Origin of the sequence: Pseudalkalibacillus decolorationis, assembly GCF_024609785.1 — a bacterium.
Lineage (GTDB): Bacteria > Bacillota > Bacilli > Bacillales > Fictibacillaceae > Pseudalkalibacillus > Pseudalkalibacillus decolorationis.
Map to the genome: position 1 here is coordinate 55,723 of NZ_JANHJQ010000008.1, position 24,316 is coordinate 80,038.

21 protein-coding genes are annotated in these 24,316 nt (G+C 41.5%); 2 read left to right on the forward strand and 19 right to left on the reverse strand.

The window, feature by feature from the left end:
- The 11 genes from NON16_RS09300 to NON16_RS09350 all read right to left on the reverse strand — a co-directional run.
- A partial coding sequence (locus NON16_RS09300; protein WP_257348638.1) for an IS4 family transposase occupies positions 1-599 on the reverse strand: 599 nt, incomplete at its 3' end.
- A gap of 123 nt (positions 600-722) precedes the next feature.
- Complete coding sequence (locus NON16_RS09305; protein ID WP_257348640.1) at positions 723-1,283, reverse strand: DUF1206 domain-containing protein; 561 nt, start codon at positions 1,281-1,283, stop codon at positions 723-725.
- Positions 1,284-1,430: 147 nt separating this feature from the next.
- Positions 1,431-3,233 (reverse strand): IucA/IucC family protein, encoded by a 1,803-nt coding sequence (locus NON16_RS09310; RefSeq protein WP_257348642.1) that lies wholly within the window; start codon positions 3,231-3,233, stop codon positions 1,431-1,433.
- 227 nt (positions 3,234-3,460) lie between these two features.
- Positions 3,461-4,813 (reverse strand): lysine N(6)-hydroxylase/L-ornithine N(5)-oxygenase family protein, encoded by a 1,353-nt coding sequence (locus NON16_RS09315; protein WP_257348644.1) that lies wholly within the window; start codon positions 4,811-4,813, stop codon positions 3,461-3,463.
- Entirely contained in the window at positions 4,776-5,339 is a 564-nt protein-coding gene (locus NON16_RS09320) for a GNAT family N-acetyltransferase (RefSeq protein WP_257348842.1), read from the reverse strand. The genes NON16_RS09315 and NON16_RS09320 overlap by 38 nt, the downstream gene beginning before the upstream one ends.
- Before the next feature lie 22 nt (positions 5,340-5,361).
- Positions 5,362-7,170, reverse strand: a complete 1,809-nt coding sequence (locus NON16_RS09325; RefSeq protein ID WP_257348646.1) for an IucA/IucC family protein — start codon at positions 7,168-7,170, stop codon at positions 5,362-5,364.
- A complete protein-coding gene (locus tag NON16_RS09330; protein WP_257348843.1) occupies positions 7,163-8,707 on the reverse strand; it encodes a pyridoxal phosphate-dependent decarboxylase family protein in 1,545 nt (514 codons plus the stop codon). Before NON16_RS09330 ends, NON16_RS09325 begins: the two co-directional genes overlap by 8 nt.
- Positions 8,708-8,712: 5 nt before the next feature.
- Positions 8,713-10,068: an aspartate aminotransferase family protein gene (locus NON16_RS09335; protein ID WP_257348648.1), complete on the reverse strand. Its 1,356-nt coding sequence runs from the start codon at positions 10,066-10,068 to the stop codon at positions 8,713-8,715.
- Positions 10,069-10,441: 373 nt separating this feature from the next.
- On the reverse strand, positions 10,442-11,170 hold the full coding sequence (locus tag NON16_RS09340) for an amino acid ABC transporter ATP-binding protein (RefSeq protein WP_308216596.1): 729 nt from the start codon (positions 11,168-11,170) through the stop codon (positions 10,442-10,444).
- A complete protein-coding gene (locus tag NON16_RS09345; RefSeq protein WP_257348650.1) occupies positions 11,167-11,811 on the reverse strand; it encodes an amino acid ABC transporter permease in 645 nt (214 codons plus the stop codon). The genes NON16_RS09340 and NON16_RS09345 overlap by 4 nt, the downstream gene beginning before the upstream one ends.
- Positions 11,812-11,966: 155 nt before the next feature.
- Positions 11,967-12,740, reverse strand: a complete 774-nt coding sequence (locus tag NON16_RS09350; protein ID WP_257348652.1) for a transporter substrate-binding domain-containing protein — start codon at positions 12,738-12,740, stop codon at positions 11,967-11,969.
- 263 nt (positions 12,741-13,003) lie between these two features.
- Here NON16_RS09350 and NON16_RS09355 point away from each other — a divergent pair, with 263 nt between their 5' ends.
- Entirely contained in the window at positions 13,004-14,080 is a 1,077-nt protein-coding gene (locus tag NON16_RS09355; RefSeq protein WP_257348653.1) for an SEC-C metal-binding domain-containing protein, read from the forward strand.
- Between the two features lie 219 nt (positions 14,081-14,299).
- Here the strand turns inward: NON16_RS09355 and prpB are convergent, their stop codons facing one another.
- The 5 genes from prpB to NON16_RS09380 all read right to left on the reverse strand — a co-directional run bounded on the left by prpB (position 14,300) and on the right by NON16_RS09380 (position 19,784).
- The gene (gene prpB / locus NON16_RS09360; RefSeq protein ID WP_257348655.1) at positions 14,300-15,199 is read right to left on the reverse strand and encodes a methylisocitrate lyase; all 900 of its coding nucleotides are present in this window, start codon (positions 15,197-15,199) and stop codon (positions 14,300-14,302) included.
- Positions 15,200-15,213: 14 nt separating this feature from the next.
- Entirely contained in the window at positions 15,214-16,656 is a 1,443-nt protein-coding gene (locus tag NON16_RS09365) for a bifunctional 2-methylcitrate dehydratase/aconitate hydratase (protein ID WP_257348657.1), read from the reverse strand.
- 95 nt (positions 16,657-16,751) lie between these two features.
- Positions 16,752-18,254, reverse strand: a complete 1,503-nt coding sequence (locus NON16_RS09370; RefSeq protein WP_257348659.1) for a tripartite tricarboxylate transporter permease — start codon at positions 18,252-18,254, stop codon at positions 16,752-16,754.
- Positions 18,255-18,268: 14 nt separating this feature from the next.
- Positions 18,269-18,718, reverse strand: coding sequence for a tripartite tricarboxylate transporter TctB family protein (locus NON16_RS09375; protein WP_257348660.1), 450 nt, complete (start codon positions 18,716-18,718; stop codon positions 18,269-18,271).
- A gap of 61 nt (positions 18,719-18,779) precedes the next feature.
- A complete protein-coding gene (locus NON16_RS09380; protein ID WP_257348661.1) occupies positions 18,780-19,784 on the reverse strand; it encodes a Bug family tripartite tricarboxylate transporter substrate binding protein in 1,005 nt (334 codons plus the stop codon).
- A gap of 264 nt (positions 19,785-20,048) precedes the next feature.
- Between NON16_RS09380 and NON16_RS09385 the strand changes: the two genes are divergently transcribed.
- Entirely contained in the window at positions 20,049-20,372 is a 324-nt protein-coding gene (locus NON16_RS09385; protein ID WP_257348663.1) for a hypothetical protein, read from the forward strand.
- A 486-nt stretch (positions 20,373-20,858) separates the two neighbouring features.
- Here NON16_RS09385 and NON16_RS09390 read toward each other — a convergent pair whose 3' ends face one another.
- The 3 genes from NON16_RS09390 to NON16_RS09400 form a co-directional block, all read right to left on the reverse strand.
- A complete protein-coding gene (locus NON16_RS09390; RefSeq protein ID WP_257348665.1) occupies positions 20,859-21,623 on the reverse strand; it encodes an SDR family NAD(P)-dependent oxidoreductase in 765 nt (254 codons plus the stop codon).
- A 137-nt stretch (positions 21,624-21,760) separates the two neighbouring features.
- Positions 21,761-22,447, reverse strand: coding sequence for a response regulator (locus tag NON16_RS09395; protein ID WP_257348667.1), 687 nt, complete (start codon positions 22,445-22,447; stop codon positions 21,761-21,763).
- Positions 22,448-22,460: 13 nt separating this feature from the next.
- Positions 22,461-24,059, reverse strand: coding sequence for an ATP-binding protein (locus tag NON16_RS09400; RefSeq protein WP_257348668.1), 1,599 nt, complete (start codon positions 24,057-24,059; stop codon positions 22,461-22,463).
- Positions 24,060-24,316: the final 257 nt, after the last annotated feature.

Here is a 24,316-nt window from a genome sequence, read left to right on the forward strand (position 1 = left end):
TCATAATCCAGGTAGCCACGGTCAAAGACGTACATGCATTCTTTATCGTCTACCATGACTTCAAGCTGACTGCGATCATGTTCTTTCGCATTGGTAAGGACAGCTTTTTCAGGATACGATACGCCTTTTTCCGCGAACACAAGGCGTAAATGTAACTTCACGCCAGCCTTGGTTTTACGGAATTTAGCCCATTTGTGATTCGTTAAATTAAGTGGTAATGTACTCGAATCAATGATCTTTAAAGGCATGGTGATTTTTGCATGGTTCGTTTTCCTCTGAATTTGAACGACTAAATCTAGATATAACCGTTGAAAGATCTCTGGATTGATCGTATTGAGTCGTCGTGACAGCTGTGAAACACGAATTGAATCTAGGTTCGTACCGATTTGTAGCTGGTCATCGAAAAGACAATCGCTCAACGCGTGTAGACTTTCCGTTTCGTGCAGCTGTGCAAAAAGCAGTAACTTTAAAAATGAATCCGTCGTAAGTTTTTTCGTATAATGATCTAATTTCATCGTTTTCACGTTCTCTTCAAATAATTGAAGATTTATCGGTGAAAACCATTGTCCAAATGAAGTTTTTGGTGTAATCTTGTCCATGAGATTGGTCCTTTTTAGTGGATTTGGACGGGTTAGCACCTGACTTTTCCATTATAAAGGACTTTTTCTTTGCACAAAATTAAATTATTGAAGATTTTGAGTATTTTTATAATTAAGTTTTGTTTAATGCAACACTAGTGATCCGTTATAAATTTGATAACAACCAAATCCGATGATAATTATACCCACGATCCCTATAATCCATTGACCGAATGGTTGAGCTAAAAGCTTTGCAGTCCACGTTTGTTTAGATCCACCCGTGCTCCCAGCATGCAACGCAATCTTTGCTGCTTTTAACGCAATGAATGTATAGATAGTTGCAGCTATTAAATAGGCGAGACGGGTGAATAGCCCTTTAAAGTCAGTGCCTTTGTTCTCCGGGTCTAGGAAAACTTGAATGGCTTGCCACATAACGTAACCGATTAACCCTACAGCAACCGCCCACAATAAAACCTCGCCAAATGGCTTTGCTGCAACAGATGCAAAGGCTCCACTTGTATCCGTCGTCTTACCTCCTACTCCTGCAGCTGCCATCATTGCTAAAATTCCAATTAATATATAAACCATTCCCATAGACATATATCCAAACCGTGCAAATCCCCTAATCCAAGGCTTTACATCATTACTCGCTTGCTCTGCTTTCCGCTTTGTTTTGATTTTTGTGGTGTCGTCAATAACATCCATGCCCCCGTTCCCCTTTCCATCCCACGAAAAAAGTGAGTGATAGAAAGATACCCCTAAATCACGACCAAACACTGAGGCAAGGAACTGGTTCATTTGAATTAACAGGGCTATTTTTGTTGGTTACACTATTAACCTTCAGTGGAACAATTAGACGAGGCTGAATTGTGCCAAGGCATTCGTTACTTTGCCGAATTCGGAAGCGTGTGGCCGATCGTCTCCTTCTGCATAACCATAATCGACCATGCGATTACGGTTTAAGCACAGTTTCGTCAACTCTGGCTTGAAGAAATCAAACAGCTCATATCGTTCCTTTAGTTCAGGGAAACGTGACTGGTAATTCTGGATCGACTCAGCCAGCATCCTCCAAAACTCAGTTTCGCCCAATAATTCCTTGGAATCCAATATGCTTGATAAGTAACGGAGGTGACAAATGAATAATCCTGTGAAAATGAATTGTGTTAATCCTTCTGGTGGTTCGCTGCGTAATACCGCCTTCAACTCATCGCTCAATCCGGAAAGCTCTTGAAAAGACTGGTCACTAATGTTCACATCATCTACAAAGTCTTTCACTGCCAATCGGTGTGGGTGATGGCCTTTCAGTACAAGAATCGTATTTTGTCCGTGCGGTGAAAAGACCGTCCCATACTGATACATAAAATGAAGCAATGGATTCATCACAACCTCGAAAAATTGCGCCATCCATTTTTCCGCTGTCAATCCTGACTCCTCAATCAAGCTTTCAACAAAAGGCTTCCCGTTTTTATCTACATGAAGCAATGCTGCGAGCGTAATCGCCTGCTCGCCATCTTCAAGATAGGTGTATATGCTTTCGCGCCAAATAACACCAAGCATTTCCAAGTATTGATACGGGGCATGATTCAAAGCCTCATAATACTTATGCCCATAGTCAATACTCGCAATTTCACCCGGTAAGATCACTCGACATTCCTCTTTTAAAAATGAATCCTGTGCATGAATGCCTTTAATAAATTCTGTGATTTGGGGTGCAATCTGTGTTCGTTCAGACGGAAGTCCACGATAAACTAGTGTATTGAGGATGCTCATCGGAAGTTTGACATGGTGCTTGTTATGATCACTTTGATTCACAAATGTACGAATCGATTGTTGTGGCAAATAAGAGTCATCACCATCTCCAAGGGCAACGATGTTCCCAATGGCTAGGTCTTCAGCAAAGTTTTGGATGATAACATTTTTCCACTGCCATTCATGAATCGGCATAAAAAAGTAATCTGTCCGATTCAATCCTTTTTCAGTTAAAACCTGTTCAAAACGCTGACGTGTTACTGCATCCAGCTCTCCTTCAAGCAATTCCTCCACTGCTTTCCCTTCGACAGCCTGGAACGATGCTCGACTATTGTGAACTGCAATCCACGATAACTTCACATCCCGCTGATTTTCAGGAGCATAATCGAGATAGTCGTCATAACCGAAACCAATTCTGCCTTTGTTGTAAGTGATCCATGGGTGTCCCGTCATCTCACCCTCAATGAAACGATAATCCTCGTGAATCAGCTCATCTGAAGTCTTCGAATCTTTTGTTAAGATATGAGCATCTGCAAGCAAGGTATGGTTCAATTCTTTTGTTAAATGAGCCGTTGTCTCGGAAGTCATTCCGATCAACGGTTTCAGATCAAGAAGCAACTCAATCGCACTCGTTACGGCGACCCACTCTTTATCTTTTAAAACTTGAATGGAATCAGGCTGGACGTCAAAGCTGTCAAAAAGCCTTGGGATAGCACTGAATCGATATCTCTTCATGCTAGAAATAGTGAGTTCATAGGTTGATTGTTTCCCGATCGTTTCAACTATTTCCGGGTGAATCATATCCTCATACATATATTCTGAAAGCATCTTTCCTACTAATCTTTTGTTTACCAACTGCCATTTTTCTTTTTCTAACACTGCATTAATCTCATTCTTAAAACGCATAGTAACCCTACTTTCTACTCTAAAATTGGTGTGCCACCTGATGGTTTTGTATCCAAAACCTCGATTAAATTAACTATATTGTGCGGTTGAGACTAGATGTCCGGCGCTTGGACCTGTTTGTCCGGCGCTTGAAGCTGTTTGTTCGGCGCTTAGGACTGTTTGTCCGGCTCTCGGACCCCAATCTTCGGCGCCCGAGCCTCTATCTTCGGCGCTCGAGCCTCTTATTCTTATACCCGAGCCAACTCTCTCAAGCCTTTTTTCATACCACCGAATGTTTGGAAGACATTTTTTGATCGCACCGGGTAAATTTCACTCCCAGCCAACTGATTGATAATAACTGCGTTTCGGTTCGCACCTAAGCCGAGGTCAGGCGCTCCTACTCCGTGTGTATGTAACTCCCCATTCTGTACAAAAATCTCATTTCTACTCTCCTGCTTCATTTGTAACCGATAATCCCGAGAAACCTGATAACGTCCTTGTACATCCCAATCGATTACATCTTCTAAACCGGCTAAAAACTCTGGAACAGTAGAATTGTAACCCGTACCAAGAATGACGATATCGGATGAGTCTGAAACTGTATCCTCGGTCACTGTATGTGTAAAGTCAAGGCCCCAAGCATTCACCTTCTGCTCCATCTTGCTCAGTTCCATCATCGCCTGAAGTCGAATAGCGGGTTTTTCTCCTCCAATTGAACGTTCATACAATAGGTCATAAATATCAGCAATTGTTTCTGCGCTGATCCCTTTATATAGGAGATCCTGTTGCTTAATCAGCCCGTCCTTTTTAAACTGCGGCAGCTCGTAAAAGAAATCGGTAAAATCAGGTGAAAAATATTCTAGACCCAGCTTTGAGTATTCCATTGGGAAAAACCCTTGCGAGCGTGTATACCAGTTCAGTGAATACTCCCGCTCCTCTTGTTCCTTCGCAAGGTCATAAAATACCTCGGCAGCACTTTGACCAGAGCCGATCACTGTAATTGAATCTGCATTCATACACGTATTTTTACGATTCAAATAGTCGGCTGAATGAAAGACCGTATCTCCTAAATGTGGCTTCATCCACTCCGGTACGGTAGGAGATGACCCGATCCCAATAGCTAAATCTTTTGTCAAATACGTCTCGAATTCACCTGCATCCTCGTTCCACACCCGAACCTCGTATAAGCTTGTCCCATTCTGATCAATCATTCTTACGTTTTCCACTGATATTCTAAACCAGCAATACTCAAGTTGGTCAGCGACCCACTGGCAGTAGTGGTTATACTCTTTTCTCGGTATATGAAACTTTTCCAAAAAATAAAACTGATACATCCGGTCGTGTTCCTGCAAATAGTTCAGGAAGCTGTAACGACTTCGAACATCCGCCATACTGACTAGGTCCGCAAAAAAAGGCACCTGCAGTGTCGTTCCATCAATCAACATACCTGGATGCCAATTGAACGTATTCTTTCGATCAAAGAATAAAGCATCCACTTCATCAACCTCATCCAACAATGCAGCCAAACCGAGGTTGAACGGTCCAATTCCGACACCGATCAGATCATAGATGTGATCCGGTTCTTGATTTCGTCCTGTCATTCTTCCTCATCCTCCCAAACCGTTCTCTGTCACAAAACATGAGTAAACCTGTTTTATCTGGCAGCTTGATCGGTTTAATTGCTTTGAATCCGCACTTTTCAAATACGTGTATCATCTTGTCATTTCGTATATCCGGCTCGGCGATTACCTTTTGGGTTTCACTTTCTCGAAATTGAAATTCCACCATAGCCTCAAGCACCTGCTGGGAATATCCTTTACCTAGAAAATCTGCTTCCCCAATCAAAAGGTGGATACCCTGGTCTTTCATTTCCGGCTCATAACATTTCTCAACAACGTCCCCGTTAACCCAATAAGCCTCCCAGTAGCTCATCGGCACCCCGTCCATGTAACCAAGATAAAGCGTTTGGTGTTGATCATCGAGAGCACGTTTTAAATGAACTTCAAATTTCGAGAACGGCATATTCAATTGCCAATAAGGAATGACATGTGGCTCGTGCATCCATTTATAAATCAATTCCAAATCTCGTTCGTAGTCAACCGGTATAAAGGATATCGTTTTCTGGATGATGTCATTGTAGACTTGATATTCACTTTCCATTTACTAGCTCCACTCCTTGTACAAGCGGATTAGCGATCTTCGTATAGACAGATTGCGTTTCAAGTGATCCGACTAATTCATCCATATCGTGAAAACGAGTGAGCAGGTTCGCTTTACACGGCAATTCAGACTCCTCTAGTAAACTTTTCAAAAGACTTGATGAATTCCCGCTTTCCTCTAATTGTTTCTCAAGCCTAACTCGTAAAGATCGTAACAGCTCCCCTTCCCCTACAAGTCCGCTCACGCCAAATCCATTTACTAACCCAAATAAATGATTGAAAAAGAAATAATAACGCAACCGCTCTTCCGCTACTTCGTCGGCACAAATGGTTTGGCTTTTACGATTCAAATCAGGTAATAGTTTCACAAGTTGATCTGCCTTCGATTCACAATAATAGTAGCCTTGGTTATCTCGGTAATAAAAACGTTCTGGATAACCATCCTCCAATTGAATGACTGAATTTTGCTGGTGGGCTTCGACTGCAATCCCATACTGATGATAGAGCGACAGGATCGGATCAACGACAACGTTCATATAGCGTTCGAACCAATCGAGGCTTATGTCTTCCAATGTTCGGTTCTCTTTAACAGCAATCTCTTCGATAATTGCTCGGATTCGCGAATTTCCTCCAAACGCATGATCCTGGCAGAGACCTGCAATCAGACTTGCTTGCTGACCAGCAACACCTTTAAAAGGATTTTTCCGGATAACGACATCAAACCCTGACGTCTCCCCGTCACCAAAGTCAATATTCAAATACGCGGGATCCTCCACGATATTGAAACATGGGAATGATTTTCTTAAGTAATCACCTAGCTCTGTTTCCATTAGGCGTGCTACTTCCACCCCACGGTCCAATTCCTTCTGCAAATTCGCACGTAACGAGTTCGTGATTTTCACGGGTACTGAAAACTTCAACATATAATCGGAATTCTTGTTATACAACGTTCGAAATGAGGAAGTTGCCGTATACTTCGGCCCAATAGTACCCAAATATTCGAGTGTCCCTTTAGCGATAGACTCCTTCACTTTGGACCTTTCCATTAGATCTCTTGCTTGTAACGGATGTATTGGAATTAACACTCGATTTTCATATTTACTCATCCATTCATGATCAACGAAGTCATCCCGCTGCAGTTCATCCTTCACGATTTCTGAAGCCTGTTGCGAGATACTGGAATCCTCAAGTACTAACGAAGGATCCGCGCTAAAATAATGCAACTGGAATTCGCCTTTCAACTCTGGGGAAAAGATCAATTCCTCTATCTCGGTTATTCCCTGCTTGCTTTTCGGTGTTGGATGCAGTAAATGTCCCAGCAGCAACGATTGCTCTGCTTCGATAAAATGAAAATCTGTATCGGATAATGATACCGCATCCTCGATTCGCCCCTCTATGTATCGCTTAATGTTCCGACAGCTTAAGATAACCCGAAGGATCAATTCGTCCTCTGCTCCAACCATCGATTGTTCAATCATCAACTCTTTCGTAATAAGGGAAACAAGCGTTACATAATCAAGCTCGAGCAGTTCGTTGTGATCGGTCATTTTGTAGAAAACCGGATCGTTCAACAAGTGCCTTCCAGTCAATGACCAAGTGTGGATAGGTACAATCAGCTCGATATTCTGGTGGGCCAACGGACAGCTAATGATTTTCTCAATCTCGCTTTCCGCACCACCGATACGGACTCTCAGCTCATCATCCATCTTCTTTTCAAAAAAGTGGCCTGTTTCACGTAAATAACAGTTAAGAAAGCTTTGTATTGTCGCCTGTTCTGCAATTTGCTTCGAATTAGTCAAGGTTCTTACCTCCATTTGCGATTAACCTGCTTCCGTGTTCCTCAATTTTTGTAAGGATTTCGTTAATATCCTTCATCGTTGTTCGTGGGTTTAATAATGTGAATTTTAAAAAGGTCGCCCCATTCACTGCGGTTTTTGCCATTACCGCCTCTCCATTCTCAAACATTACTTTTTGAATCGCTTTATTCAGATCGTTTAGTTTCGAGTCGTTTAAAAAAGCAGGCTGAAATCGAAACACAACTGCATTCAGCTCGGGTTTAGTATTGATAACCGTAAAGGCTTCTCTCTCCTCTATTTCCTTAACGGTATCCTGAGCAAGGCGGAATGTGCCATCGATCATCGCTGCAAAACGTTCAGTTCCGACGATTCGAAGGGACATAAACAGTTTCAACGCATCAAATCGCCGTGTCGTTTGTGTCGACTTAGATACCAAATGGACGATGCCAATCTCTTCATCGGACTCTGGATTCAAATAATCAGCTGTATGATGGATAAACCGAAAATTCCGCTGGTCATTTACAAGAAACGCTCCGCAACTAATCGGTTGGTAAAAGAGCTTGTGAAAGTCAACAGTTATACTATCCGCTTGTTCAATTCCAGATAATTGGTCCGCATGAGATTTGCTGAGGATGAGAGCACCACCATATGCTGCATCAACATGAAACCAGAGCTTATGCAATTTCGCAATGTCAGCCAGTTCTTCTAATGGATCAATGCTTCCGAAATCAGTCGTCCCACACGTACCAACCAATGCAAATGGTAAAAGCCCAATTTCCTCGATCTGATTCAGCTTTGTCTGCAAATCTTGCATACACATCCGTTGCTGCTCATCCGTTTTCACCATAACAACTGAACGCTCCCCAAGGCCAAGCTGTGAGGCTGATTTTTTCACAGTAAAATGAGCACTTTCTGAACAAAGGATTCGTAGCTTATTTGCCTCACCCGGTAAACCATCCATTTGAATGTTGTGCTGCCAATGCTTCATACAAAATGCATCCCGGGCTAGAAGGAGACCCATATAGTTAGACTGGGTCCCACCACTTGTGAACGTTCCACCTGACTTAGAAGAAAGCTTGAACTGACGGGTAAGCCAGTTGACCATCTCCTCTTCTAAGTAGGTTGCAGCTGTACTTTGATCCCATGAATCCATCGACTGGTTAAATACGGTGAGAATCATTTCCGCTACTAATGCCGGTAACAATGGTGGACAATGAAGATGAGCCACACTTTTCGGATTAAAGATATTGATATTACTTTTGAGAATTGTCTCTTCTATGTCCCCAAGCAAATTCTCCAACGTATCACCTTGCTCTGTTGCAATCTCTAACTGTTTAATTTCATGTTCGATTGCCGCAGGAGATTTTCCGATGTATGGTTTCGATTCATCAGACAACACATCTATTAGCTTTTTAGAAACAAGACGGGTTGCATGGTCATATGCAGCAATCCCCTCTCCACCATGCAAAAACAGTGAATCAAATGTAAATCGATCAACATTTTCTTTCCTAACATCCATCCGTTTCTCAGTACTATTCATCACGTTTACTCACCCTTAAGCAAGGCAGCTTGGACTGCATCCTTAAAGATCACCATAACTTCATTCACCTGCTCGCGAGTAATAATAAGCGGTGGTAGGAATCGGACAACTGAACCATGTCGTCCACCCACCTCAAGAATCAAACCACGGTTGAAACATTCTTTTTGGATTCGGCTTGCAAGTTCAGGATTTGCTGGATAACTCCCATTTCGTGCTTGTGATTTGTTAGGATCAATTATTTCAGCACCAATCATCAGCCCGCGTCCCCTTACATCACCGATTTCTATAGTCGTCTGTTGGAGAATTTTCAACGAAGACTGAATGATATCCCCCATCCGCTCTGCATGCTCGGGAAGTTCGTTTTCTTTCACATATTTAAGCGTTGCCGTACCAGCAGCCATCGCCATTTGATTACCACGGAACGTTCCAATGTGTGCACCCGCACCCCATTGATCTAGGTCCTTATCATAAATGACGACTGACAAAGGAAGGCTGCCCCCGATTGCTTTTGATAAAACAATCATGTCTGGGACAATCCCAGCATGTTCAAACGCAAAAAACTTTCCTGTTCGGCCGATACCCGTTTGAATTTCATCAACGATCAATGGGATTCCACGTTCTTTCGTAATCCTTCTCATTTCTTGCAGCCACTCGATTGGTGCCGGAATTGAACCGCCTTCCCCTTGGACAACTTCTAAAATCATCGCTGCTGGTGGGAGAATCCCGCTTTCCGGGTCATCGAGCAGGTTCTCAATATAATGGCTGCTAATGTAATGTCCTTCATCACCACTCATCCCAAATGGGCACCGGTATGCATAGGGGTATGGGAGAAAGTGAACATCCGGCATTAATCCTTGAACTTTTTGCTTCGGACCCAAATTACCGCTTATCGCCATCGTTCCATGTGTAGCACCGTGATAACCTCCTTGAAAAGAAAGGATACTTCGGTTACCTGTTGCAGTTTTAGCCAGTTTCATTGCTGCTTCAATCGCATCTCCACCTGTTGGACCGCAAAACTGGATTTTCGCACGCTCTGCAAATCCGACAGGAAGATTCGAATAGATTTCGTTGACGAATTCTTCTTTTACAGGGGTCGTAATGTCTAATGTATGTAGAGGACGTTTATCACGGATCACCGTTTCCATTGCTTCAATAACAACTGGGTGATTGTGACCTAACGCCAACGTTCCAGCCCCCGCTAAACAATCATAGTAACGTTTCCCATCAACATCTGTTACAAAGATCCCCTCCGCTTCTTCGATTGCAATTGGAATTCTTCGAGGATAAGATCTAGCATTGGATTCGCGACGCTCTTGTTGATCCAATAATGAACGATTCGTTGCTTGTTCTTTTATAGTCATATGAAAACTCCCTTTCGTAATTGATAATCATTTTCAATAAGCGCTTTCCTCAACTACCTTAAATGATAATGATTATCATCGTCAATGAACCTTGAGAACTATTCTCAATTATCTCCTGTCCATTATCAACCTTCCGAATAGGTATATCGACCTTGTTATGTTCCAATTTAATTTCTAAAAATGCTCAAATAAAAAGGTTATTTTCTGCAAAAAAAAAAACACACTACCCGGTTATGAGTAGTGCGTTTCCTATTATTTTATAAAATTTAACAGTTAAAACTCATCGATTTTCTTATTTTGAAATAGTAATTAGATACACATCTAACAAATAGGCCTTTTGACCCTCATTCTTTTACTACTATACATCTATTTCTTAAAGAACTTTACTTAAGAAGGCCTTTGTCCGCTCATGCTGAGGATTACCGAACAGTTCGTGCGGGACGTTTTCTTCCACAATAAATCCACCGTCCATGAAGATTACTCGATCCCCTACCTCCCTTGCGAATCCCATTTCGTGTGTTACGACTACCATCGTCATACCTTCTTGAGCAAGCTGTTTCATAACCTCAAGAACATCCCCAACCATTTCTGGGTCAAGTGCTGATGTAGGCTCATCAAACAACATGATTTTTGGATCCATCGCAAGTGCTCGAGCAATCGCAACACGTTGTTTTTGACCACCAGATAATTCACCTGGGTAACTGTTAGCCTTCTCACTTAAGCCGACCTTTTCCAATAACCCGAGTGCCTTTTCCTTTGCTGCGGTTTTAGATTGAGATTTGACTTTAATCGGAGAAAGTGTAATGTTTTCAAGAACCGTTTTATGAGGGAAAAGATTAAACTGCTGGAACACCATTCCAACTTCCTGACGAACCTGATTGATTTTCACATTTTTGTCTGTAATGTCATGGCCGTTAATAATCACATGACCGCCTGTAATTTCTTCAAGACGGTTTAAACAACGAAGAAATGTACTCTTACCAGATCCTGAAGGACCAATAACGCAAACCACTTCTTGCTCTTTCACTTCCGCATTAATATCCTTAAGGACCTCGAGATCCCCAAATGATTTCTTTAGATTGTTTACTTGAATCATACTCATCGGAGTTCAAATCTCCTTTCCATATAGTTTGCTAGAATTGATAAAATATAAATGACAATAAAGTAGATTATACCGACCGCAAACCAAATCTTAAACGGTTCAAATGTAGCAGCCATCTGAACCTCACCACGTTGAGTTAAGTCGGCAATACCGATGATTGAAAGCAATGATGTATCCTTAAGACTGATGATCGATTGGTTCGTAAACGCAGGAAGCATTCTTCTGAATGCCTGTGGCAAAACAATATAACGCATATTCTGACCACCCGATAAACCAAGGGATCTTGCTGCCTCACTTTGCCCCTTATCAATCGACATGATCCCTGCACGAATAATCTCGGCCAAGTAGGCACCTGCATTAATCGCAACCGTCACTATCCCAGCTGTTATACTGTCCATCGATACCCATTCAAGTGAGTTAAGTCCAAAGTAAATAAAGAACAATTGCACGATAAACGGTGTCCCGCGAATGGCATCAATAAAGAATGTCGCTATCCAGTTTAATATTTTCAAAGGTGCTAAACGGAACAAAGCCATAACAAGGCCAATAATAAATCCTATAATAAGGGCAATAATGAAAACATAAAGTGTGGTCTTTAGACCTTCTAATAAATACGGTAATGCTTCTATAATTGTATCCATTTTTCCCTCTCCTTTCAAAAAAGAAAACGCGCTACTCGCGCGTTTCTTTTACACGTTAAGAAAGTATAAAAATACTTTCTATAGTATAAGCGCAACTAAGGCGATCGCCTGCGCTAAGGCTTGGCGCTAGCCAAGTTTTCTTTAAACTTTACGATTTATTCCCCGAGGTAAGTTTTAAGTATCTCGTCATATTTACCGCTTTCTTTCAGCTCTGCGAGACCTTTATTAATCTTTTCTAACACATCTTTATTTTCACCTTTAAGAACTGCGATCCCATATTGGTCACCATTTAGACGATCCCCAACAATTTCAAGTCCAAGATCTTTTTGTTTGATTGCATATGCGATTACTGGATAATCCTCAATTAACGCGTCGGCGTTACCGTTCGCGACTTCCTGGAACATAGATGGACTATCGTTAAACTGCGTGAGTTCAATGCCTAGTTTATCTTTGTTTTCTAAGGCATAAGTGGCACCCGTTGTTCCCTTTTTAACGGCTACTGTTTTTCCTTTAAGGTCATCAACTGATTTAATTTCAGAGTTACCTTCTTTTACTACAAGACTTAAACCAGCATCAAAGTATGGATCTGAGAAATCCACTACCTTTTTACGCTTGTCCGTGATACTCATTCCTGCAATTGCGATATCTAGCTCACCAGCTTGTAGTGCTGGAATGATACCCCCAAAATCCATCGGTTTCAATTCAATTTCAAAGCCTTGGTTTTTCGCAATTGCTTTGATTAAATCAATATCGATTCCCTTGTACTCTCCACCTTCTTTAAACTCAAATGGTGGGTAAGTCGTATCCACTCCGACTTTGTATACCTTGCCTTCTTCACCACCGCCAGCGTTTTCTCCTTCTGAAGAACCACACGCCGCTAATACAAGCGATAGAATGAGAAATAATGAGATAAAACTAAACTTTTTCATACATTGACCTCCCTTTAAGATGTTCGTAATTTCAATTAAATCGTAACAATTTTGTAACAACTAGTTATAAATATACCATAGAATTAATTTTCTTGAAACTCTGATATCTTTGTTAAGTCAAACTATTCTCCTACTTAATGTATACATACCCTATCCATTTACACATGATATTTTAAAATAGAACAGCTAGCCCTTTCACTAATTTTCTACTTATAAAGACAAAATGTTATGATTGGGTCAGATTATTCTGTGGAGGCTTTACAATGGTAAAAATAAATCGAAATGACCCGTGTCCGTGTGGCAGCGGAAAAAAGTACAAGAAGTGTTGTTTACCTAAAAAAAATAATGTGGTCGATTTTTTACAAGAGAAACGTGCACGTACTTACCTAACTCTCTTTGACCGCATAATGGAATTTTCGTTTACTGACTATGACAATCAAATAGTCGATTCCATAGAGCGTAGAATTGACCTATCAATAATTGAAAAAGAATTTCGGGGCAACTTAATGGATGTGTTAATCCTGTGGGCTGTATTCAACTTACCCATATCCTTCAATAAGACTCCAACGGAACGATTTAGCGAAATCAAACCCCTCAGCACTGAGGAAGATGAGATTATTAGACAATGGAAGAGCACAAAACCATCCATTTACGTGGTAGTAAAACATATAAAAGGTCAGCGTTACTATGTTAGTGACTACTGGACGGAAGAACAACAAATTATCAAATTTCCGGAGCTGAAAGATTCATTAGTCGGGTTGCATTTTTTAGGTTTACTTTTACCTATAGGGGAAAAATCACCACTAATTGTACCGCCGATCTTTTTCCCAAATGAGGACATGTACACTGTATTTAAACTGGTTGAAGACCTTAAACGAGATCAGCAATTAGATACTATACCTGAAACAATCAATTCGAACTTTCCAGAGGTAGCTTTATATGTACATTCGCTTACAGTAGGTTTGAGCATAAGTGAGGAATTAGAAAGCTTCGAGGAATTTGAGGAATTATCCTACACTGAAGAATCGGTCATTCACTTGTTCAATGAAAACACAGAAAGCGTGTATCCTGACGACTTAAGGTATACAATCAATAAAATATGGGCACGTTTTTGTAAGTTCACCCAGCCACAAATCAGAAAACCAGAGGCATTTACGGCAACATTGGAATATTTAGTAGATCAATACTACGGGACTGGATCGTTAACCCAATCGAAGCTGGGAAGAAAATACAATGTGTCCCCATCAACCATCTCAAACCGGTATAAAGAAATAATAGAGGTTTTGAGTATAATAGGCATCCAATCCGACAACGGTGAAAATAAAAATAGCCTTAAATAGACAAGTGCGACAAAGAAAACGAACACTATTTTGCGCTTTCATATCTTAGTAAAAAACCATGTGTCAGGTAGGATACATGGTTCTTTACTTCGTATTAAGTTCAGAACTTTCATTAGTCCCGCAGGTAGTCTAGTTCCTTCTTGGCTACTTTTTTACACGTTAAGAAAGTATATAAAAATACTTTCTATAGTATAAGCGCAACTACGGCGATCACCTGCGCTAAGGCTTGGCGCTAGCCAAATTTTCTTTATCCAGCTTTTCATAGTCAAAATAGTGAATGGTCTCATATAGTTGTCTACGGGTTTGCATTTTTTCCGTGTGTCCCTTTTGAGTACCTATTTGTAACAATTCCGCATACACCAACTCGACTGCCTTTGCAGCAACCCTTAAGGATGTTACGGGATAAATGACCATGCTGTACCCAAGAGCTTCAAACTCATCGTCAGTAAAAAACGGTGTTTGACCAAATTCGGTCATGTTAGCGAGGAGTGGTGCTTTGCAATTTTCCTTCATCTTTTTGAAATCCTCTGCAGTGGTTAGTGCTTCAGGAAAAATCGCATCAGCTCCTGCTTCCAAATAGTAATTCGCCCGGGCAATCGTATCGTCAATCCCTGTTACTGCTGCAGCATCTGTTCGTGCGATCACTACCAATGAAGGGGCTACTTCTTTTATCACCTTTATTTTCTCAACCATTTCCTGTACCGGGACGAGCCTTTTCCCATTCAAATGACCACATTTCTTAGGTAGATCTTGATCTTCAATTTGTACCGCTGCTACCTTTGCTTCAACCATCTCTTTCGCTGCGCGGGCTGTATTCAAAATACCACCATATCCGGTATCAATATCCACGAGAATTGGTAGGTTTGTTGCACGGACAAGGTCTCGGGCTCGGTGACTTACCTCGTCTGAGGAAACAATGCCGAGATCCGGTAATCCACGACTAGCAGTATAAGCAGCACCAGATAAATAAATCGCTTCGAAGCCAATCTGTTTTGCAAGTAGTGCAGACATCCCATCATGTGCACCAGGTAATTGTAAAATCGGCTTCCGTGTCATCAACGTTCGAAACTGGCTTGATAGCTCCTCTTGAGACACTTCTTTTCCAACAATCCAGCTCATATCATCACCCATTCCTAAATGACAAATTCATTTATAAAATCATGTACGTTCATTGCTTCAAGTACTTTTTGATCTTCACACATCTGATAGATTCGCTCGCTTTTTTGTCCTGGAAAACGAGTTTCAAGATTCATATAAAACTTTTGTAATAGGAGCGGGATCCCTTCATTTCTACGGAACTTGTGTCCGATCGGATAGTCCACAGCAACTTTATCTGTACTGGTTCCGTCTTTAAAGAAAACCTGAACCGCATTCCCTATGGAGCGTTTCTCTTCGTCTAAATATTCTCTCGTATAGCGTTCATCCTCAAGAACCTCCATCTTATTACGTAACTGGTCGATGCGAGGATCGTTTGCCGTAGCATCCTCATAATCCTCAGCCATAACCGTTCCAAAAATCAATCCGAGTGCTGTAATATATTGAAGGCAATGATCCCGGTCAGCAGGGTTCGTTAACGGACCTTGTTTATCAATAATCCGAATTGCGGATTCCTGTGTCCAGATTTTCACTTTATCGATCTCATCAATCCTTCCTTTAACATCATCATGTAATAAGATCGAACATTCCGCTGCTGTTTGGGCGTGAAATTCGGCGGGGTACGAAATTTTGAATAAGATATTTTCAATCACATATGATTCTAAAGGTTGACTTAACGTAATGTTTTCACCGCCAAATAACACATCTTGAAATCCCCATTTTGGAGCTGTCAAAGCGGTTTGATAGCCCATTTCACCTTTTAGGGCCATTAATGCAAAGCGAACTCCACGGCTTGTTGCGTCTCCTGCTGCCCATGACTTTCTTGATCCCGTATTTGGGTAGTGGCGATAAGTCCGTAAGCTGGAGCTATCGATCCACGCATTGGATACTGCATTAATCACTTCTTGCTTTGTCCCACTAAGCATCGCCGTTACGACCGCTGTGGTAGCCACCTTTACAAATAAAACGTGATCGAGCCCGTGACGATTCAAGCTATTCGTTAGTGCAAGAACCCCTTGAATTTCATGTGCTTTCACAATCGCGTTCAATACACTTTCCATTGTTAACGGCTCATTGCCTTCGGAAATCCGCTTTCGACTAATATAGTCAGCAGTTGCTAAAATCCCGCCAATATTATCAGAAGGATGTCCCCACTCTGCAGCCAGCCAGGTATCATTGTAATCCAGCCAGCGAATCATACAGCCAATGTTAAAAGCCGCATGAACCGGGTCCAGCTCAAATTGCGTCCCCGGCACTCTGCTTCCGTTCGGGACAACCATTCCCGGGACGATTGGGCCTAGATGTTTCGTGCATTCGGGATGCCGCAGTGCCAAAAAACCGCAGCCTAACGTATCCATCAAAACGTATCTTGCTGTCTCCAGCGCCTTTTCACTTGTGATTTTTTTATTGACGGCATATTCAGCAATCTTCTCCAACAGTTCATCAGTTTCACTCGATTGTTTCGTCTCTAACGTTTGCATCTGTCTTACGCCCACCTTTCAATCTTTACAAAAATGCTAGATTTAATTTACTTATCGCTTTGAATCACCGCAGGATAGGACCATTATTTTAAATGTTAAATTTCCATCTGATTATCAACATCGTATTTTTTCTTTTTTCTATTTTTCAAAATCGGTACGATAAATGATAGTAGGGCTACCGCAAGGAGTGATAGAGCAATCGGACTTTCAACGAAAATACTGAAACTTCCGTTTGAAATGGTCAAAGCTTGCCTTAAGGATTGTTCCATCATACCGCCTAATATAAAGGCAAGCAGTAAAGGTGCAGGCGGGAATTTCACAAGCGCCATAAGGAAACCGAGAATCCCGAATGCGACTAATAGATATAAGTCAAACGTACTGAAGCTTATTGCATACACACCGATCAGACAGAAAATGATGACGAGTGAAGTCAATAAAGGCCGTGGTACCCTCAATATTTTTGCGAAAAGCGGAATTAGAGGGAGGTTTAATATAAGCAAGATAATGTTGCCGATATACATACTTGCAATGACTCCCCAAAACACGTCAGGATGATCACTCATTAATAACGGTCCTGGTTGAATTCCTAATACGATCAGCGCTCCGAGCATGACGGCTGTAGTCCCTGAACCTGGTATCCCTAAGCCTAAAAGAGGTACGAACGCACCACTGGAAGATCCATTGTTCGCCGCTTCCGGTGCTGCTAAGCCCCTTACGGATCCTTTTCCAAATTCCTCGGGTTTTTTCGCCAACTTTTTTTCACTTATATAAGCTAAAAATGAAGCAATGGTTCCACCAGCTCCAGGCAATACTCCGATTAAGAAGCCCAGTACGGATTGTCTTCCCATCGGTCCCGCCATTTCACGATAATCTTCTTTCGTCAACCTTAAGCTGCCGATTTTGTTCATATTCGCTGCCTTTTCTTTTCGTTCTAAAATGAGAGAACACACCTCGGCTAGTGCAAATAAACCGAGCGCAATGACTAAGAAATCTATTCCTTCTAACAAATTCGGATTCCCAAATGTATATCTCATTGTTCCTGTTTGCGAATCGATTCCGATCGTTGCAAGCATCAAGCCTACCGTTGCTGAAATTAATGATTTGATCGTTGAATCATCAGAAAAGCTTGCAACAGCTGTAAGTCCCATCAACATTAAAGCGAAATATTCCGGAGGTCCGAATGAAACGGCAACCTTGGCCAGCGCCGGTGCAAAAAATGTTAAGAGAATAACACTGATTGTCCCTCCGACAAAAGAAGCGATCGCCGCTACAGCTAATGCTTTTCCCGCTTTCCCTTGCTTCGCCATTGGATAACCATCAAAAGTGGTTGGTACGGACATCGATTCCCCAGGTGCGTTCAACAAGATCGAGGAGGCAGCACCACCGTACGCAGCACCATAATAAACACCAGCCATTAAAAGTAACGCCATTGCAGGGTCCATCCCATACGTAATCGGAATCATTACGGCAATAGCTGTAATTGGTCCTAATCCGGGGATCATTCCAATAAGTGTTCCGACGATCGCACCGATAAAAACAAAAAGAAGTCCCTGCGCACTAAATGCAACTTGAAAACCTGTCCATATTCCTTCAAACATCGTGATCCCCCTTTCTAAAACGGTAACATTCCTTCAGGTAACGTTATTTTTAGGAAATTGCTGAATAGTAGATAGATGAATAATGGAATTGCCAGTGCCACAATTACGTTAGTAATAAACTTCTTGTATCCGAGAAACCACGAACAGAAGAAAATAAAAAGGGCAGTCGCAACTATAAAACCTAGTATTTCAAGAAGAAAAATATATAAAAGAACAAACCCAAGTACAGCAAGTATGACCATGACTTCTTTCTTCGGTATTGCCTTTTGTTGGCCGGTTCCTTCTTCCTTGCTGAAAAAAAGTGCGATCGATAATGTAAGGAGAATGAATCCGAGTGAAATCGGTACAACGTCTGCGTCAACAGGGACATACGTATATGCCGGCAAACGAAAGCTTGCAATCAAATAAACAATCGAAACGATCATTAAAAATAAAGACATTTTTTTATTTAATGTGTTCAACACAACTAGCACCACCTTTAGTGAAAGGAGCCAATGAATGACCATCGGCTCCCGATCAGATTACCTATTTACCTAAACCTAGTTCATCAATTAACTTCTTTAGTTCTTCTTTTTCTTTGGCAAGGAATTCTTTATATTGTTCACTATCCATATACATTTCCGTCCAGCCAAATTTGTCTCTGATTTCTGCCCAGCCTTCGGATTCACTTAGCTCCTTGAACTTTTTCTCATAAAACTTGATTTCAGCTTCACTCATATCCGGTGGACCAAAGAATCCACGCCAGTTGACGAATGTTGCATCAATACCTTGTTCTTTAGCAGTCGGATAATCAGATAACACTTCTCCTTCAAGGCGTTCTTCAGACGTTACACCAAGTACTTTCAGCTTGCCTGCCTTTACCTGTTCAACCGTTTCGGCAACTCCTGTCGAGTACACATCAGCACTTCCGTTTAAGACCGCTGTCAGTGCTCCACCGTCTTGGTCTGATACGTATTTAATTTTCTTAATGTCCACACCCGCAGCCTTTGCCACTTTTACAAACTGAATGTGGTCCATACTTCCGGGAGAAGACGCGCCGATTACGGTAATACTTGATGGATCTTTCTTCATATCTTCAAACAATTCTTTAAGGTTGTCCCACTTCGCATCAGCCGCGACAGCAATCGCACCATAATCAGCAATCATATTCACAAGTGGAGTAAAATCCTCATAATCGTACTCTGATTGACCGTTTAGTGGTACGAGAATCATCGGTGGTGAGTTGACAAACAAATGATGGGGATTCCCCTTTTTGGCGTGGATATACGCCCATCCGACTGCTCCTCCTCCACCAGGTTTGTTCACAACTCCAATGTCTTGATCAATAATTTTTTCTTCCTCAAATACTTTAGCAGCCATACGTGCCGTCGTATCCCAACCGCCCCCAGCCCCGCTTGGAGCGACAATTTCAATAGATTTTTCTGGTTTCCATTTGCCATCCTCTCCACCACTCGAAGCTGAATCAGATGAACAAGCAGTCACTAGGACCATCGTTAAAATTAGAAAAATAAAACCAAATTGTTTTTTCATCGTTCCCCCTCTTTCCTTGAATGTTTTAGGTGAGTCTTTTGCTATCTTACCGGATCACCCTTAAAATGTAACCGTTTTCAAAATTAGAAACTTTAATTGTATTACGTGCATTTTGTTCATTGTGTTCACAGAAAGGCGGAGGCGGCCTGGTTAGCCCCGAAGGTCACTGGAAGGCCAACGAGGAGGCTCGGTCCAAACTAGTTCGGCCCTGCGTGGGAATACACAGGATGCAAATCAGTGTGTTGCCGCCGCAGGGGGACTGAAGTGACCGAGGGGCTGGGCGCTGCAGCTAGACACAAGAAAAGCGGAAGCGGCCTGGTTACGTGTGATAAAGAAGACTTGGTAAATACGAAGGCAATTATCATAGTCGCACTTATGCCTGTGGTGAAGGCACTGAAGGTTCTGGTGCGCAACACTCTTTTGGTTTTTGTAGAAGAATCGAAGCGGCGATCTGCGCACCTGGGCGCTGAAGCTGGACATGCAGGAAAAGCGAGTGCCCTGTTCAGGTGCAAAGAGTACTGGAGGGTCTGGAGCACAACACGCTTTTTGTGTTTGCGGAAGAAGATGAAGGGTCAAGCAATGGTTTGAAAACGTTGAGTGGTTCGTCAATGTGATTGTAGAAGGTGATACCATAAGAGGTTGTTCAAAAAGTCCGGTAAAAATAGCTGTCGAATTTCTTCGTTCCTTGAAAAAGGAGAACACTTTTCCTGCGTGCGAGGTACCGCTTCCGTAGGTTACTCTTGTGTTCGATCTCTGCGGTCCTCACGTATTAAAAGCATACGTTCTGGTCCTCGAGATTTTCACGCCTCGAACTTCTCGGCTCTTTTTGTCCTCCTTAATTGAACACGCACGATAAGGAAATATATGAAAAAAGTCAATATAGTTGTTACTAGAAATGATCTTACACATTATGAAGAAAAGGGGAAAGAAGAATTTGAAGGAATGTATTGTATACGCTACAGTAGCCCCCTCTAAAACATTGAATGACTAATAAAAAACCAGCCACTTCAAATAATAGGGGAAGTCCCTACATAACCAATCATGTCGACCGTTTGGGGATGAAGGGACAAGGACTCATGGGAGATTAATATTTACCGAGAGCCCACCGTCAATAATATTAGTAGCGCCTGTAATATAAGAGGATTCATCACTTGCAAGAAAGAGAACAAGATGAGCAACGTCTTCTGGAAGACCAATCCGCCTAGCTGGTATCGCATTAATAAGTGCTTGTCTGGATTCTTCCGTCGGAGCATTCTTCACCGTTTTTCGAATGGTTGAACCTGGAAGTACAGCGTTTACTCGAATACGGTCTGGCCCTAATTCACTAGCAGCTGAATAGGTTAAGGCTTCAATCGCACCTTTGCTTGCGGTATAAGGTGAAAAACCACTAGCATTGATCCTACTTGCTATAGAGCCGACATTAACAATAGAGCCACCGCCTGCCTTTTTCATATATGGAACCATCGTTTTGATGCCGACAAATTGACCCCATGCATTCACATTTAATGCTTTATTCCAATAATCAAACGTCACCTCCGTATAAGGTTTCGTGTGAAAAACAGCAGCATTATTTATCAATACTGTAATCTGTCCAAATTGACTCACAGCTTCTTCGGCAATGTGCTGCCAATTTTCCTCGGAAGATACATCATGTTTCAAAGGAATAGCACTTTCGGGAAACTCTTGATTTATTTTCTCCACCATTCTTTCAACATTTTCATATTGAATATCAGTTGCGATGACCTTCGCCCCTTCTTTAGCAAATAAGTAGGCCTCAGCTGCACCTTGACCATTACCAGCCCCTGTAATTACTGCAACTTTACCAGCTAATCTCCTCATTAATAATACTCCCCCTCGTTTGAAAACGGTTTCCTAAGTTCAGTTAAATTATACCATCGGATATCGAATATTCAAACTTGGTGATTTACTCAGAAAACTAAGAATTAATTGACAAAAAGGAATCAAAAACGAGATTTTCAGCAAGATGTTTCTTTGATTCGATATTTTCGCTCCGGTCTTCCGACAATCCCATATTCTAATTCAGCAGAACCCTCACCAATCGAGGTCATATACTCTAAATATCGCCTAGCGGTTGTACGCGATGCCCCCATCTCTATTCCCATATCCTCGGCTGATATTCCACCTAGATAGTTAAGCATTATTCCCTTCACCTTTTGTAGCGTTAAAGGATCGATTCCTTTAGGAAGCAACTCATTATGCCCTTCGGTTTGTTTTTTTGTATAAAAAAATTGATCAATGAGTACCTGGTTCATTTCCTCATGAGTGTTAAATACCTTCACCCGCTCTTTATATTCATTAATTGTTTCTACAAAACGTTCTAGGGTGACAGGCTTAATAATATAATCGATAACACCATAACGTAGAGATATTTCTACAAGTTCACGTTCTGTCACAGCTGTTATCATAATCACATCTACCTCAGGATGTTCTCTACGCACTTTTTGTAAAAGCTCTGTTCCAAGCTGATCAGGCATATAGATGTCCAACAAAAGGAGATCAACATTTCCCCGATCCAAAATGGAGAGAGCCTCTTTTCCCGTTAATGCTTTTCCTACTAGCTCTACGTCATCTACCTTCGATAAGAACTTTTCATGGATTGCAGCTACCCTAAAGTCATCCTCTACAATAACAATTTTTATCATTTTATCCCTCCCCTTACCCTGCAACCTTTAATTCTTTTGGAAGAAAAATTGAAAATACTGTCCCACCTTCCTTTAATTGCTGAATCTCGATCGATCCATCCAATTCGTCCACAACCTCTTTTACAATTGCTAACCCATAACCTCGATCTTGCCCAACCTTAGTCGAATAACCTTGTGTAAACACATCCATTTCCAGAGGGGCCTCGATTCCATATCCAGTATCAGCTATTTCAAAAACAACATCCTGTCCCATATCTGTTGCAAAGAAAACCACTTCTTTAACTTTACTGTTAAGAACAGCCTCAAAAGCATTATCGATAATATTCCCAAGAATCGTAATCAACTTGGAAATATCAATATGTTTTGGTAACGGACCAAGTGAGCTCTGACGGTCAATCGTAAAGGTGATTTTCTTTTCCGATGCCTTTCCGACTTTTCCTAAAATGATAGCTTGTACCTTTTTATCATGAATTTGTTCAAATAAGATCCTATTTTGATAGCTATGTTCTTTTGACTCAAATTGGATCATCTCTATCGCTTCCTTATAGTCTCCTAACTGAAGCAATCCAGAAATAACGTACAACTTGTTCGTAAACTCATGAGTCTGAGCACGAAGGCCTTCTGAATATTGACGAACCTCAGATAATGTATTGACCATTTCTGTAACTTCTGTTTTGTCACGAAAACTCGCAACTACACCTACAATTTCCCTTTTTTCATAAATAGGCGTCCTGTTAACAATCACCACACGATCCTTTAGAAGCATTTCTTGGTCGCTTTCAATCTTTCCAGATTGGAGTACCCGGAACATTTTGGTATTGGGAAGCACTTTTTCAATCGGCTTATTAATAGCTTCATTATTTAGGTCAAGCAGCTTTTTAGCTGAGTGATTCATCATTGTAATTATGCCTTTCTCATCGACTGCAATAATCCCTTCTTTAATTGAATATAAGATTGCGTTTCGTTCTCGATATAAGGCAGCAATCTGATGAGGTTCCAGTCCGAGAATATCTTTTCGAACGTTTCTCGCTAGCAAGACAGCGCCGATTCCTCCAATTACTACAACGAGGAGCGCTATTCCACCAATTTTCACAAACTTTTGATAGACGGTTGCCTGAATATCCTCCTGCATAAACCCAACTGACACGATTCCAATAATATTTCCCTCGTCATTATATATCGGTGCCTTCCCTCTTAACGATGGTCCAAGTGATCCAATTGCTTTGGAGGTATAATAATCCCCACTTTTTAGTGCTTTGGCATTATCGCCGCCTACCATTTTTCTACCGATTTTCCACTCATCAGGATGAGAGTATCGCACGCTCTCTTTGTTTCCCACGACAACAAACTCTGCTCCGACCTCGGTACGGATCTGCTCGGCGATGGGCTGGATAACAAGGGAAGGCTCTCCTAATTCAAAGGCATCCTTGATCATCGGCATGAATGATACAGTCGTAGCAACCTGCAGAGCAAGTTGGCCCATCTGCTCCTCTGTTTGTTTCGACTCCCAATAGGAATAAACGCCAGTCAAAACGATAATGACGAATAAAAGCAACGACAATATCAACCCGAGAAGCTTCGTCTGCAAGGATACTTTTAATAGGCTATTCAATGGTATACTTCCCCCTTTCATGTAACAGTTACATTTCAGTATTAAACAAATGTAACTTTCTTAGCTGTAAAAACGTATACAGTTTGAGGCTCTATCAATCTATGTTCATTTTACTGAATAATCGACACTATTTTCAAGTTTATTTCAGAGTATTCTAATAATTGTGTTGATAAATCTAATTATTATAATTCTCGCATAACAAGGATTTGCCCACGATAACATCGAAATCAGATATCATATACAATATTTACCTTCAT